General features: G+C 40.1%; 11 protein-coding genes. 6 read left to right on the top strand and 5 right to left on the bottom strand.

The window, feature by feature from the left end:
* Nucleotides 1-132 precede the first annotated feature (132 nt).
* Nucleotides 133-1,101, bottom strand: coding sequence for a terpene synthase family protein (locus IQ276_RS11280; RefSeq protein ID WP_193914413.1), 969 nt, complete (start codon nt 1,099-1,101; stop codon nt 133-135).
* A 617-nt stretch (nt 1,102-1,718) separates the two neighbouring features.
* On the opposite strand from IQ276_RS11280, the gene IQ276_RS11275 reads away from it, so the two are divergent.
* The 5 genes from IQ276_RS11275 to IQ276_RS11255 all read left to right on the top strand — a co-directional run bounded on the left by IQ276_RS11275 (nt 1,719) and on the right by IQ276_RS11255 (nt 7,687).
* Nucleotides 1,719-3,047 carry a response regulator gene (locus IQ276_RS11275; protein WP_193914416.1) on the top strand — a complete coding sequence of 443 codons (1,329 nt, stop codon included), beginning with the start codon at nt 1,719-1,721 and terminating at the stop codon, nt 3,045-3,047.
* A gap of 62 nt (nt 3,048-3,109) precedes the next feature.
* Nucleotides 3,110-4,261, top strand: coding sequence for an FIST signal transduction protein (locus tag IQ276_RS11270; RefSeq protein ID WP_193914418.1), 1,152 nt, complete (start codon nt 3,110-3,112; stop codon nt 4,259-4,261).
* A gap of 6 nt (nt 4,262-4,267) precedes the next feature.
* Complete coding sequence (locus IQ276_RS11265; RefSeq protein ID WP_193914420.1) at nt 4,268-5,311, top strand: sensor histidine kinase; 1,044 nt, start codon at nt 4,268-4,270, stop codon at nt 5,309-5,311.
* 400 nt (nt 5,312-5,711) lie between these two features.
* Entirely contained in the window at nt 5,712-6,254 is a 543-nt protein-coding gene (locus IQ276_RS11260) for a methanogen output domain 1-containing protein (RefSeq protein WP_190881369.1), read from the top strand.
* A gap of 68 nt (nt 6,255-6,322) precedes the next feature.
* Nucleotides 6,323-7,687, top strand: a complete 1,365-nt coding sequence (locus tag IQ276_RS11255; RefSeq protein ID WP_193914422.1) for an ATP-binding protein — start codon at nt 6,323-6,325, stop codon at nt 7,685-7,687.
* A 307-nt stretch (nt 7,688-7,994) separates the two neighbouring features.
* Here the strand turns inward: IQ276_RS11255 and IQ276_RS11250 are convergent, their stop codons facing one another.
* From IQ276_RS11250 to IQ276_RS11235, 4 genes are all read right to left on the bottom strand, one after another.
* Entirely contained in the window at nt 7,995-9,599 is a 1,605-nt protein-coding gene (locus IQ276_RS11250) for an NAD(P)H-quinone oxidoreductase subunit N (RefSeq protein WP_193914424.1), read from the bottom strand.
* Between the two features lie 368 nt (nt 9,600-9,967).
* Nucleotides 9,968-10,279, bottom strand: coding sequence for an RNA-binding regulator (gene rbp / locus IQ276_RS11245; protein WP_190881372.1), 312 nt, complete (start codon nt 10,277-10,279; stop codon nt 9,968-9,970).
* A 227-nt stretch (nt 10,280-10,506) separates the two neighbouring features.
* Nucleotides 10,507-11,541: a DUF6745 domain-containing protein gene (locus IQ276_RS11240; RefSeq protein WP_193914426.1), complete on the bottom strand. Its 1,035-nt coding sequence runs from the start codon at nt 11,539-11,541 to the stop codon at nt 10,507-10,509.
* A complete protein-coding gene (locus IQ276_RS11235; RefSeq protein WP_193914427.1) occupies nt 11,528-11,821 on the bottom strand; it encodes a DUF8820 family protein in 294 nt (97 codons plus the stop codon). Before IQ276_RS11235 ends, IQ276_RS11240 begins: the two co-directional genes overlap by 14 nt.
* Before the next feature lie 458 nt (nt 11,822-12,279).
* Here IQ276_RS11235 and topA point away from each other — a divergent pair, with 458 nt between their 5' ends.
* Nucleotides 12,280-14,931, top strand: a complete 2,652-nt coding sequence (gene topA / locus IQ276_RS11230) for a type I DNA topoisomerase (protein WP_235115589.1) — start codon at nt 12,280-12,282, stop codon at nt 14,929-14,931.
* Nucleotides 14,932-15,250: the final 319 nt, after the last annotated feature.

Genomic DNA, 15,250 nt, shown 5'->3' with positions numbered 1-15,250 from the left:
AGTGGAGCATTAAAATTTATATCAGATTCGGATGAATACTTATAATTAAGGCTGACGCGGGGACGCGGAGAATTTTGAATTATAAGTAATTAAGCGAACTTGATATTACTTATCTGAAAGTTAGAAATGAACTTAACAATTAACTAGCTCCAGTTTCTCTGTAGTCTCATAGCGGCCAGTAAGAGAATACCAATTTAGATTGCCACTAATCCAGGAGTGCATTATTGATATATATTTTGCCATTTCCACATCTATTTCTTCTCCAAAAGAGGGAATAGATGCTTCTAAATTTATTAACTCTTTGACCTTTTTATTATGCATACTAGCAGCAAGATTAATTGCTTCATTCAAAGGTATTGTTTGGAGATAATGTAGCACTAATACTAAATTATGAACATCACCACTCTCCATTTCTCTGGATGCTGAAAAAACATCATTACACCAGGCAAGAATATCAATTGTTAGCAGTTCTAATTTTTTGACAATTTCATGATTTCGTAAAACATCAGAGAGCATGAACTGATTACAAAATTCACTTACCGTTAGAAAAAGATATCCGCCTACACTGAACCTTCTGCACTTCATATAAGTGTCAATATCAGGTACAATTCCTTGGGCACGAATAGCTGCTTCCTCTACACATCCGTGGCAATATTGCTCAAAGCAGTGGAGAAAGTGGTTGAACCATTTTTCGTTTGTTCTTTGGCGTGTTCGTTGTCGCAAATCGGCCAAGGCATGATTAATGGGCATATCCTGGCTCGTTGGTTCCGATCCTTTCAATATTTCTATAAATCTTTGCTGAAAAATTTTGAGTGCTTCCGGCTGTTTTTTGAACTCGGACATATCGCATTGATCATCCCAAATAAACACCCAGCTAAGCCAGTCATTTCCAATCTTAAGTTCTTCCAAATCACAGTTTGGATAGGCACTTGCAGCTAACAAGAAAAATTTTGACTTGGATAAACGCGCAAAAGCAGTTTCACTTGCTTGTAGGTTAAAGCGAAGCACCCATTCAAGAGCATATTCTTGCAAAATATCAACATGCTTATTGATTTGGTGTGGAAATGGACAGTACAAACTAGGAGAAAGTAATTCTTTCATAAAGCAAACATTTATTACAAGACAACAAAGGCAATAGCAATTTTCAGAGTCTATGACAGAGTGATTTTGAAAAATTTCACTGTAGCACCGTGTTTTCTAAAGCATGTAACTCATAGTTAAGTCATGAGTATTGGTGCGTAAAGGTATATGAATATTTCAAAACTTACTTGGCTATTGTTCAATGTTTTTTCAAAAAACATAACCGTAATTATCTCTAATTATATTTTTTTCATAAAAATAGTTACATTTTGGTTTTGTCTGCTCATCATAAATGCTGTTGACGAACTAAAAAACTTAACCTATGGCATAAAAATACTGTTTTGGGCTAGCGCTACTTTTATAAAAAGACAAGGGTAATAATGATTAATTTCAGAAAATAACGTATTAAACTTTGGTAAAAGCAAAAATTTGTGGTTAATATTTATCTGTGGCGATCGCCCCCTGGTGGCATATGACAATTTGGTGTGAGAATGTTGCTGTTATGAGAGTTTTTGGGAACTATAGAATTGTCACACTGTAAATTTCTCAGTCAGTTCGTTAAAAAAATAGAACTGGCTTAGTTACAATCCCAGAGCTAATGATAAACAAGTAATAAGGAGTTAAATTAATTTAAATACATGAGTTATAAACAAAATATAAACATATCTAATATTTCAGAACATAATTTAATTTTAGTGGTAGATGATACTACTACTAATTTAGAAATTGTCTTTCAAATATTAACTAATGCAGGCTTTGAAGTGGTAACAGAAGTTAATGGAGAAAGGGCACTAAAACATGTTGAATCTAGACTACCTGATTTGATTTTGCTAGATGTAATGATGCCGAAAATAGATGGTTTTGAAACATGTAAAAAGTTGAAAGAAAATTATGAAACTTGTGATATTCCTGTAATTTTTATGACAGCCAACTCAGATACAGATAGTAAAATCAAAGGTCTAAATATCGGTGCAGTTGACTACATCACAAAACCTTTTAACGAGGAAGAACTATTAGCAAGAATTAAAACCCATCTTCAATTACGAAATCTCACAAAAACTTTAGAAAAACGAGTTGCCCAAAGAACAGCAGCATTGTCTAAGGCACTAAAAGATTTACAAGAATCACAACTCCAGCTTATACAGACAGAAAAAATGTCTGCCCTTGGCCAATTAGTTGCAGGGGTTGCTCATGAAATTAATAATCCAGTTGGTTGCATTCATGGTAATCTCGGTCACGCTTGGGTATATTTCCAAGCCATGACTAAGCTAATTGAGCTTTATCAACAGCATTATCCTCATCCAGTTGCAGAAATTCAAGAAGAAATTGCAGCGATGGATTTGCAGTACATGCTTTCCGATTTACCTAACTTAATTTCTTCGATGAAAGAAGGTGTTCAACGGATTCGCAACATCAGTACCAGTCTGCGAAATTTTTCGAGAGGAGATAGCGATCGCAAAGTTTATTGCAATATTCATGATGGTATTGACAGCACAATCATGATCCTCAAGCATCGCTTAAAAGCATCAGAATCTCGTCCTAATATTGAGGTTATTAAAAATTACGATAATATACCTGAAATAGAATGCTTTAGCGGACAAATAAATCAAGTATTTATGAATTTATTAGCTAATGCTATTGATGCTTTAGAAGAGTCTAATTTAGGGCGTAGCTATGTTGAAATTGAGGTCAATCCCAATCAAATTTGGATTCAAACCAGCCTGAATGAAGATAAAACTCATGTCTTCATTCGGATTAAAGATAATGGCGTGGGAATGTCGGGTGAAGTTCAACAAAAAATCTTCGACCACTTATTCACCACCAAACCCGTGGGTCAAGGTACAGGATTAGGACTATCTATTGCTCGTCAAATTGTTGTCGATAAACATGGAGGAACTCTGGAAGTAAAATCAGCACCAGCAGAAGGTTCGGAGTTTATCATTAAGCTTCCCATTCAAAAATCATAAAATGTTGCTGAGAATTTGGGAACTCTAATTATGTGCAAAAATAATTGTTTATATATCAATATATGTTCAAAGCAGTAGTAGGTCATAGTAACGATCCAGATTCTCTATCAGCAGTTGAGGAAGTTATTCAACAATGCATCACTTCTCTTGGAGGATATATTCCACAAGCTGGAATTCTTTTTGCTGCAATTGACTTCGATCATTACCTGATTTTGCAGCAAATTCATCAAGCTTTTCGCGGGATTGAGTTAATTGGTGGAACAACAGATGGCGAAATTTCTTCAGTTCTAGAATTTCAGCAAGACTCAATCACTTTGATGTTGTTTTGTTCAGATGAAGTAGAAATTCATGCAGGAGTTGGACGCCAAATTTCAGCCGATACAATTACTGCAACCAAACAAGCTGTAGAGCAGGCCAAAGCAAAAAGTACAGCAGCACCAAGCCTATGTTTAACTCATCCAGAAAGTCTCACAACTAGTGGTGTCTCTATATTAAATGGCTTAAAGTTAGCTCTTGGTCAAAATGTACCCATATTTGGTGGTTTAGCAGCCGACCAGTCCAAATATCAAAATACATATCAATTTTTTCAAACAGAAGTTTTAAGTGATTCTGTACCAATTCTGCTTTTTTGTGGAAAAATATTATTTTCTCATGGTGTTGCAAGTGGTTGGCATCCCATCGGTCAAATCAGTAAAATAACCAAAGTAGATAAGAACATTGTCTATGAAATAGATGGTAAGGCAGCCCTAGATTTTTATCATCATTATTTAGGTTTGCTTCCTCCTTCAATGGAATATCCCCTAGCAGTCTTTGAGCAAGATTCAGACAAATTTTATATCAGAGCGCCCATTGCTTATAATCAAGAATCTGGTAGCATCACCTTTTTTGCGGATATTCCTGACCAAGCACTTATTCAAATTTCTGAAGCAGGTTATGAAGATATTCTCGCAGCTTCTAAAGCATCATTTATGAATGCTTTAGATAATTATCCAGGTACAGAACCAAGTGCAGTTTTGTTTTTTTCATGTGTAGCTCGTCGGCAAATACTTGGTACGAGGGCACAAGAAGAGTACGAGAATACAAAACTTTGTCTGAAAAACTCTTTACCTGCCTGTGGATTTTATTCTAATGGAGAGATTGCTCCTATAGATCTAATGAGTCAAACGCAATTTCACAACGAAACTTTTGTAACTTTAATTTTGGGAGTTCAGTAAAAGCTGATGGCAAGTTTTGATTGTGAAAAAGAAATTCAACAACTCAAAAAAACGAATAGAATTCTCCAAAAAAAATTGGAACGCTCTGAGACAGACCGGATGAAACTAGAAGATATAAATAAAAAAAAAGAATCTCTGCTGAAAAAAGTAATTGATGAGTTACAAGAGTATCAAAGCAAATTAGAGGAAAGAAGTCAGGAATTAGAAACGATGCTTCTTAATCTTCAAATTATGGAGAACAAAATGTCTACTTTGGGAAGTCTGGTTGCAGATGTAGCTCACGAAATTAACAACCCAATTGCGTTTATAGCAGGTAATCTTACTCCGGCTCAAGAGTATATTCAGAATTTATTAGATATGATAGATCTTTATCAGCAAATTTATCCCAAAGCATCTCAGGAAATTCAAGAAAAAATCGAATTTCTTGATCTAGAATATGTGCGCGAGGATTTGCCTAAACTCATTTCCTCAATTAAAGAAGGCACAGATCGGATTTCCAATCTGAGCAAGAGCTTGCGAACTTTCTCTAGATCAGATACAGAACAAAAAGTTCTCTTTAACCTTCATGAAGGTATTAACAGTACTCTGGTTATTCTCAAGTACCGTTTACAAGCGAATAAGATGCGTCCTGCTATTCAAGTAATTCAAGACTACGGTGAATTTTTGATATTAGAATGCTTTCCAGGACAACTAAATCAGGTATTTATGAATTTATTAGCAAATGCAATTGATGCTTTAGAAGAGTCTAATTATGGCTTGAGTTTTGATCAGATTAGGGCAAGTCCCAATCAAATTACAATTAATACTGCTTTAACTGAAGATAAAAGTCACGCATTGATTCGGATTAAAGATAATGGGGTAGGAATATCAGCCGAAGTAAAAGAAAAAATTTTTAACCATTTATTTACAACAAAACCAGCGGGTAAAGGAACAGGATTAGGGTTATCAATTTCTTATCAAATAATTGTCCAAAAACATAGGGGAACTTTGGAAGTAAATTCTGTGTTGGGAGAAGGTTCAGAATTTATAATAACTCTTCCAATTTATTAAAATAGCAAAATTACAGCATAATTCAGGATTATGACTTCTGGATTCTGCTGTATCAATTAATTGATTTTTACATAAATAACACAAGTTGATATCAGGAAGTATATTAGGGTTATCAATCGCCAGTTAAACGATGATGTCAAAAAATAGAATAACTTTAGAGTATATTATTGAATGACAAAAGCTTGAAGGCTTAATGATGACTATTGCTATTCATCAGATAAGCAAGTATTAAATTCTCTCAATAAAGAGATTATATCCGGTTTGAATGGTAGAGGCGCACGGCTGTGGGCTTCTGGGAATTGCTGTAGTTCACACAATTTAAAACTGCCATAAGCAGTTACTTTCTAGACATTTTGGGGAATCCTAGAACTGTAGTTCTAGAGTTGTGTCCTTAAAGTCTATGACAAATTCCCTTAATCATTCAATCAGTAGCCTGAATCTTCCTTTAGAACGGGACATATTTTTACGTACATTAATCAGAGAATTATCTGGTACTTTGCACGATGTAGTTGGCTTAGAAGAAGCTTCTGGATTTATTAGCGTAGTTGGTGAAAGAATGGGTAGGCAGATTAACCAATATTACAAATCTGCTTTGGAGGTCTCAAATCTTTCTCCAAAGCAAGTAGCTGATGTCTTAGTTGATTTAAAAAAACGAATTCAAGGCGATTTTTATGTGATTGAACAGGATGATGAAAAAATTGTTTTTGGCAACCGCGTTTGCCCATTTGGCGATAAAGTTCTTAATCGCCCTGCTATGTGTATGATGACTTCAAACGTCTTTGGAACGATCGCAGCTAATAATCTAGGGTATGCGAAAGTAAAATTGCAAGATACCATAGCAGAGGGTGCTTCTGGATGCAGAGTTATTGTTTATTTAAAATTTACTCCAGAAGCGGAAGATGCAGAAGGTCGAGAATACTTTAGAGGATTAGAGTCTGTCTAAAATAACCCCAGCATACCAACTCTGGTGTAGATCGGTAAACTGTAGTCCAACTTGAAATTGCAAGCCTCATGACTCCTGAACAATTTCTTGAACTTGCCAGAGTTTTACCAGAGCCTTTACTTTTGGTGAGTAGTGAGGGTCAAGTGTTAGCTACCAATCAACCAGTAGCAGATATGCTGAGATTACGCCGGCAGGAGCTGCAAGGGAAAATGCTCTTTGATTTGGTAACTGAGTCTGCCAACGATATTATAAAGTACCTGCAAGCTTGTTCTACTAGCAGAGCAATGATTTTAGGTTCTTTAACTTTACGTACAAATAATGGGCAGACATTAATATGCCGGAGTCAAGGAGCAGTTATTCAACCTTGGTCTCCTGAATCTTCAGCTTTAATTCTTTTGCGCTTGGAAAATAGAACTGTAGCCAGCAATAATTTCGTCCTTCTAAACCAGAAAATTGATGAGTTAGCAAAAGAAGTTCAAAAACGTAAACAGGCGGAGTTAGAACTCCAAAAAGCAAATGAAGAATTAGAAATTCGGGTTGAGGAACGTACAACTGCTTTACAAGAAACATTAAACGAACTACAACTTACCCAAACTCAGCTTATCCAAGCGGAGAAAATGTCTAGTTTAGGCCAGATGGTCGCTGGTATTGCCCATGAAGTGAATAACCCCGTCAGTTTTATTTATGGTAACCTTCATTACGCCCATAAATATACTCAGGATTTACTGAAATTGTTGGAAATTTATCAACAAATTTGCCCCAATCCTCCTCTAGAAATTCAAAAGCAAATAGAAGAAATAGACTTAAATTTTCTGATTCAAGATATAACTAAACTCTTCAAATCTATGACGGTGGGAACAGAGCGTATTCAAGAAATTGTTAAATCATTGCGAAATTTTTGCCGACTTGATGAAGCTGAACTTAAGCAAGTCAATATTCACGAAGGAATTGATAGTACTTTAATGATTTTGGATCATCGGCTGCATGCTACACATGAGTACCCAGAAATCAAAGTCATTAAAAAATATGGGCAATTACCTAATGTGACTTGCTACCCTTGTCAACTCAATCAAGTATTTATGAATATCCTGGCTAATGCGATCGATGCTTTGGAAAAGTCGGCACTCAGTGGTCGGTGGTCAGCAGTCAATTCAAAAACAAATGACAATCCCCAAATTCAAATTACAACTGAAGTGATTGATAAAAATTGGATAGTGGTTACTATTGCTGATAATGGTTTGGGAATTAGTGAACAAGTTCGCTCAAAGCTATTTGACCCATTTTTCACTACTAAACCCGTGGGCAAAGGTACTGGGCTAGGTCTATCTATAAGCTATCAAATTATAGTGGAAAAACATGGCGGACAGCTTAGCTGTTTTTCTACTCCAGGAAAAGGTGCAGAATTTGTAATTAAGATACCTGTTAACTCATAGTATTTTGGATTTTAGATTTTGGATTTTAGATTGTAAATAGTGGTCTGGATCTCAGTTTAATGTGAGTTCGACAGATGCCAAAGAACCCCGCTTTCATTCCTCTCCCCGTTTTGGGGAGAGGCTTAGAAACCCTAATTTTTCGTGCCCAACTCAGGATCTTATTGCCCCTCTCCGTCTCGGAGAGGGGTTGGAGAGAGGTTCATCGAACTCACGTCAATTTAGTGAATCTAAATTGAAAAACGCCTGTTTGCTAATTAGCAAACAGGCGCTTCTTTAATAGCACAAAGTTTTATTGAGATTCAGATTGTTAAATCTTAGCAGTCGAATCAACTGAGGGTTGAGACTGACTTACTGAATCTACCTTTGGTGCAAGTCGTAGATTTTGTGCTTGTGCAGCGTTATTGACTGTTGCTTGCAAAATTGCAGTATGGGAGATGGAATGGTTAGCCAGTGTAAATAGTGGATTTGACAAAATCCCTGCAATGGAAGTGGCGATTAAAGTGACAACTAAGCCAACTTGCAAAGGTCTAAATCCAGGCAAATTCCATCGTATTTGGGGATAATTCTTCACTGCGTCTGACATTTCATGGGGTTCTTTGACTACCATCATCTTGACTACGCGAATGTAGTAATATATGGAGACGACGCTAGTAACTAAGCCCAGCAAGACTAATCCGTAAAGACCTGCTTGCCAACCAGCCCAAAACAAGTAAATCTTACCAAAAAAACCAGCTAATGGTGGAATACCGCCCAAGGAAAGCAAGGAGATACTCAACCCCAGTGTTAGGAGTGGGTCTTTTTGATATAGTCCGGAGTATTCGGCAATCTGGTCGGTTCCTGTCCGCAAGGAGAACAGAATGATGCAGGTAAAGCCGCACAGGTTCATGAACAGGTAGACCAGGAGGTAAAATATCATGCTGGCGTAACCTGCCTGTGTGCTAGCAATTAAGCCGATCATCACAAACCCAGCTTGGGCAATGGATGAATAAGCTAGCATCCGTTTCATGCTGGTTTGGGCGAGGGCGACTACGTTACCCAAGATCATGCTGAGAACGGCCAGAGCAGTGAAGACAAACTTCCACTCTTCTGCAACCAGAGGGAAGGCTGTTGTCAGCAAGCGGATAGCTAGAGCAAATCCAGCTGCTTTGGAACCCACAGATAAAAAGGCGATTACCGGAGTGGGAGCGCCTTCGTAAACGTCTGGTGTCCACTGGTGGAAGGGTGCGGCGGAGATTTTAAAGCCAATACCTGCGATCGCAAAAACCAATGCAATCACTAAACCTAAAGATTGACCAGCCTTCGCTGTGGCAATGCCAGTGGCGATCGCACTTAGTTCAGTTTGTCCACCTGATAATCCATACAGCAATGATACACCGTACAAAAATACTGCTGTACTGGAAGCTCCAATTAACAGGTATTTCAACGCCGCTTCGTTGGAGCGGGGGTCACGCTTAGTATAACCTGTTAGCAAGTAAGAGGATATACTCAAGGTTTCTAGGGAGATGAAAATCATTACCAACTCGCTAGCCCCGGATAAAAACATTCCTCCAAGGGTAGCAGTCAGCAAAATAGCGATGAATTCGGCTAAAGCGGTGCCACTCTGCTCAATGTAGCGAATTGACATCAATATAGTAAAAGCGGCAGACAACGCTATGATACCGCGAAAGACGATACTCAGGTTGTCACTATTAAAGCCGCCGCTAAAAGAGATGGGATTGAGAGCATCCCATTGAAAATACAGGGCGACAATGGAAGCCAGTAAACCTGCGATCGCTAGATATCCAATCCAGCGCGAGGATGTACGCCCCAAAATCAAATCAACAATCAAAACCCCCAAGAGGGTGAGAATTACAATCCCCTCTGGTAAAATCGTTCCAGCATTTAACTGGGATGCAAGATTAGCAAAATCCATGAGATGTATAGGTTTTGGGGATTAGACATTAAGGCTAACTCTGTTCATTCTATCTATTGTTCTTTACCAAAATTGCATTAAAAAGAAGAATTCAGAATTCAGAATTCAGAATTCAGAATCAGAAAGTGGAGTAATAACTATGGCTACCATCAAATTAAATTATGTTTAAGTCTAGGATTGGCTCCTTTGCAATCAACATTCATATCTAAAATAAGTAAGCAGCTCAGCTATTTCCTGAACTGCTTATACGGAATTTCGCAGATTTAGTTATCTACTAACCTGCTTGGGGATAGTTTTTGCTTGGCGTAGGCGTAGCCCGTCGTAGACATCGCTTATGATGCTTTTGTCTTCCTAAATCCTCCCGGAATTTAATAGCCTCGTGAGTATCCGCTATTATTTTTTTGCCAACTACCACCGCCAGAGCGAGTGTCTTTCTCCTCTTTTGGTCTAGCTTTATTAACTTTCATTACACGACCCATCCATTCGGCACCATCCAAAGCCTGAATAGCAGCATCTTCTGCGGCTGATGATTCCATTTCGACAAAACCAAAGCCTCGAGCGCGTCCTGTCTCCCTATCTGTGGGTAATTGAACGCGTTTGACGGCTCCGTACTCGGAAAATACCTTACTAAGGTCGTCTTGTGTGACGCTGTAGGATAGGTTCCCTACGTAGATTGACATGAAACTCTCCAGAATCCATTGATGCAGAGATGTTCATCGGTCGAGCCGCTTGCAATTATTGCTAACAACAAGATTCGTATCGCCGAACTTAACTTCTCCAAAATTATCCTACCATAACTTTCGATTTGGCCAAGCCCGAATTCGTCCATTTGTCCTCATGTATGGTAAAATGCATCGGTTTTGTCTATACTTACTATATTTTTTAGCTTATTGTTGAATTTCATTCATCAGGTTTGCACGCCAAATTGCTCTGGATCTACTCCCCAATTTACCCAGCGGACTGCCTCACGTGCTGATTTAATTTCAGGTGGAACTCGCAAGGCGTGAATAAATTGTGTACTTGGGCAAGTCATTTTTAATAAATAAATTGGTTCTTCATCAACATCAGCTTCAATTTTTAATAGTGTGTATTCAGCCCAAGTATCTAATTCAATAGCTTGTAATTCTTGGCAAATTCGGGCGTAACCAATACCTTGAATTAACACTCGTCGTAGTTCGGCGTTTTCCTCTGATAAAAGCCATTGAGATTGCCATTGCTGCGGGTGAATTTTACCGTATTTTTCAGGTAAGGTTACACCGTGGTATGAGTAGAGGCTAAATCCATCAATAAATTCAATGGCGGGTTCACCTTCAGCGTGGAGACGATTTTGATTGTCGAAGCGCAGATGAAGAGGGCGATCGCAGATCATACAAACATTATCAAAGGCAAAAATACGACCACAATGCTTGTATATATTCTGTAAAACTTCCCATATTTCTTGATTATAATTGCATTTTAATACATAAATACAAAACTCAAAAAGACTATATGGGCGTAGCAAACCGTCTAATCTGATGCTGCCATCTACAAAATACCTTAAGCAATTTATTTTAAGTTCTCTATCTAGTAAAACTGCCAACTCAAATTCTATTTGATTAATTCTATTAATATCAATATTTAATCTTCGATTTAACACATATAAAGTGTTGTAACCTAATTGGTTTTTTAACTGAGCGAATAGTAGGTACTCTATGTCAGAGTAAAGTTTGTCATTACTGTATTTTAGTTGAAGATCAATTTCGAGGCACAAAGATGCATAAGGACTATCACAGAAAATTATTGTCGGCTCTGGCTCAGGAATAATAGCATAAGCAGCTTTGACGGCTTCCGCCGCTTTTTCACGATCGATTCGCTCAGTTGAAAGGGCGATCGCTCTCCACTTGTCCCGATAAACTGGAATCAAAGCCTCTTGCTCAGGTGTTAACTTTTCAATCAGCGACATAACGCCAACCTTCAGGCTCATATTCTCGCTGAATTTTCACCATCCAGTCACCTTGGGGAATCGAAATAGCTTTATGCTCCTCATGAGCTAGTAATGCCGACTCTGAAAATACACGTAAATAGAGCGTGCTATCTTTCTCGTATAATTCAGCCTTCCCCTCAGTAATCCGATGTTTATGACCCGTCACTTCGCCTTCTGCCAAAGTTAAATGAGGTACTTTTTGTCCTTCAATTTGCTGCACAGGCAGTAAGATAACATCACCTTGACGAATTGGTTGCATGGTTTTGCTTTCCTGACATGGGCATAAACCCACGTCGTTTTTGCTCTCAAGTTTGATTTAATTTTGGCACAAGCTCTTAATAATTGGGCATAGGGCATAGGGCATTGGGTATGGGGCATGGGGCATTGGTTATTCTTTCTCCCCCTGCTCCCCCTGCTCCCTCATCCCCCTCATCCCCACTCCCCACTCCCCACTCCCCAAATTTGAAAAACTGTAGTCGCCAATTATGCGCTAGATAAGTTAAAGATTGAAATAGCTGGAAATTCACATTCAGCGTTTGCTTCTCCTATACTCTGGGAAAGACTGCGCCCTAACTTAGGGCGGATTTTCTCCCAAGCAGGCAGTTTGTGTGAGGATTAAATCACCGCCCTAAGCGTGACGTTTTATCTTGACAATTTGCAAAAATTACCTCAATTTGACTGTTTAGCTTAGCAGCTATTCTTTTTTTTGAAATTTCCATGTCAACTCTCGTCATCGTCGAATCTCCAACCAAAGCTCGTACCATTCGCAACTACCTGCCATCAGGCTATCGGGTGGAGGCGTCTATGGGTCATGTGCGTGACTTACCGCAGTCTGCTAGTGAAATTCCCGCCGCAGTTAAAGGGGAAAAATGGGCGCAGCTAGGGGTAAACGTGGACGCCGACTTTGAACCGGTATATGTTGTCCCGAAAGACAAAAAGAAAATTGTCACCCAGCTCAAAGATGCGCTCAAGGATGTAGATGAACTGATTCTGGCAACGGACGAAGACCGGGAAGGTGAAAGCATTAGTTGGCATTTATACCAATTGCTGAAGCCGAAAGTTCCGACTAAGCGGATGGTGTTTCACGAAATTACCCAAGATGCGATCAAAAAAGCGCTGAAAAACTGCCGCAATATCGATGAGCAGTTGGTTCGCGCCCAAGAAACGCGGCGGATTTTAGATCGATTGGTGGGTTATACTTTGTCTCCCCTGTTATGGAAAAAAATCGCCTGGGGATTATCTGCTGGGCGGGTGCAATCTGTAGCGGTGCGACTTTTGGTCACCAAGGAACGCCAGCGCCGTGCCTTCCATGAAGGTACGTACTGGGATTTGAAGGCCAGTTTAGAAAAGGAAAAAACCCCTTTTACTGCCCAGTTGGTAACGCTGGGAGGAACTAAAGTAGCGAATGGCGGCGATTTTGACCCCACAACCGGACAAATTGTCGCAGGACGCAATGTCTTGTTGCTCAACGAAGACCAAGCCATAGCCCTCAAGGAACGCCTGAGTGGAAAAACTTGGAGTGTCAGCGACATTGAAGAACGTCCAGTGACGCGCAAACCGGCGCCACCATTTACTACTTCGACGCTGCAACAAGAATCTAACCGGAAACTGCGCCTCTCAGCCCGCGATACCATGCGAATTGCCCAGAATTTGTACGAACAAGGGTATATTACCTATATGCGGACAGATTCGGTGCATTTGTCAGATCAGGCGATCGCAGCTGCTAGAAGTTGTGTAGAAAAACTCTACGGTCAACAATATCTCAGCCCCCAGCCCCGGCAATACACTACCAAATCCAAAGGCGCACAAGAAGCGCACGAAGCAATTCGCCCAGCAGGTAGCAGCTTCCGCACTCCCCAAGAAACCGGTTTGGGCGGTCGAGAACTTGCTGTCTACGATTTGATTTGGAAACGTACCGTCGCCTGCCAAATGGCTGATTCTCGGCAAACCCAAATTTCCGTACAATTGCAAGTTGAGGACGCTGGTTTTCGTTCTTCTGGCAAGCGCATTGAATTTCCGGGATACCTACGCGCTTACGTTGAAGGTTCAGATGACCCGGAAGCGGCACTAGAAGACCAAGAAGTAATTTTACCTAGCTTAAAAGTGGGAGATCATCCAAATTGCACAGAACTAGAAGCAGTTGGTCATGAAACTCAACCCCCAGCTAGGTACAGTGAAGCAACTCTGGTGAAAACCTTAGAAAGCGAAGGTATCGGTCGTCCCAGTACCTACGCCAGCATTATTGGCACCATCATCGACAAGGGTTACGCCCAATTGATGAATAACGCCCTCATACCCACCTTCACTGCTTTCGCCGTCACCGACTTGCTGGAAAAATATTTCCCGGATATCGTCGATCCCAGCTTTACCTCAAAAATGGAGCAAACCCTCGATGACATAGCCACAGGTGAAGCTAAATGGCTACCCTACCTCCAGAAATTTTATTTGGGAGACAAAGGTCTGGAAACCCTAGTCAGGGAACAGGAAAGCCAAATTGATGCTACCAAAGCCAGAACTGTAGAACTGGAAAATTTGGCAGCCAAAGTCCGCATCGGGAAATATGGTCCTTACATTGAAGTTGAAAATGGTGAGGGTGTTATCACCGCTTCAATTCCCAAAGACTTGACGCCAGCTGACCTCGACCCCAAACAAGTAGAAGTATTGCTGCGGCAAAAAACCACAGGCCCTGACCAGGTGGGTCGCCATCCCGAAACTGGCGAACCAATTTATGTGAAAATTGGCGCTTATGGGCCTTATGTCCAATTAGGTGACAAGACTGAGGAAAACCCCAAACCGAAACAAGCCTCTCTACCCAAAGGTGTTACCCCAGAAAACCTGACCTTGGAAACGGCTGTTGGTCTGTTGGCACTACCCCGGACATTAGGAGTTCATCCAGTCACTAACGGCAAAATCCAAGCCAGTTTGGGACGCTTTGGCCCTTATGTTGTTCATGACCAGGGTAAGGAAGGAAAAGATTACCGCTCTCTGAAAGCTGCTGATAATGTATTGACAGTTAGCCTAGAACGTGCATTGGAATTGTTCTCCGAGCCAAAAAAGGGACGCAGTTCCACCAACAGCAAGTCCAAGGCAGCCTTACGTGAATTGGGTACACATCCAGAGGACGGCGAACCAGTGAATATCTACGATGGTCCCTATGGCCCTTACATCAAGCATGGCAAAACTAATGCTAGTATCCCAGAAGGTCAATCGGTAGAAGATGTCACCCTGGCTGCGGCCTTGGAATTGTTGGCTGCTAAGGCCTCCACGGGAAAATCAACCCGTAAAACCACTAAATCGACGAGTTCGAGATCCAAGTCAACTACTAAGTCATCAAGCACAGCTACGAAAAAAAAGACCACAGAAAGCTAACGATTTTGGATTTTGGATTTTGGATTTTGGATTTTGGATGATCTACCGAGGCAACCTTGGGAAGTTGAAAATTCTCCCCTTTCCCGCGTCAGTCATAACTAGGCAATTTTGGCTTGAGAAACTACTAACTCCCCTTGACTCTTGACCCTTGATACCCATCCTTGATAGGATGCAGTTCTGTAGGTTGCAAGTGTGATACTCTAAAAGGTAAGGTAGAACACAAGTCGAAATCTTCAAAGTAGCTGATGTCCCAAAAATGGGATTGTATGTTAGCTCTGTTAAAAGCTAGAGGTGCAAAAATACGCAATTCACTGCGTAT

Origin of the sequence: Desmonostoc muscorum LEGE 12446, from assembly GCF_015207005.2 — a bacterium.
Classification (GTDB): Bacteria; Cyanobacteriota; Cyanobacteriia; order Cyanobacteriales; family Nostocaceae; genus Nostoc; species Nostoc muscorum.
The sequence above is the reverse complement of the archived record's forward strand: the minus strand, read 5'-3'. Positions and strand labels throughout refer to the sequence as shown.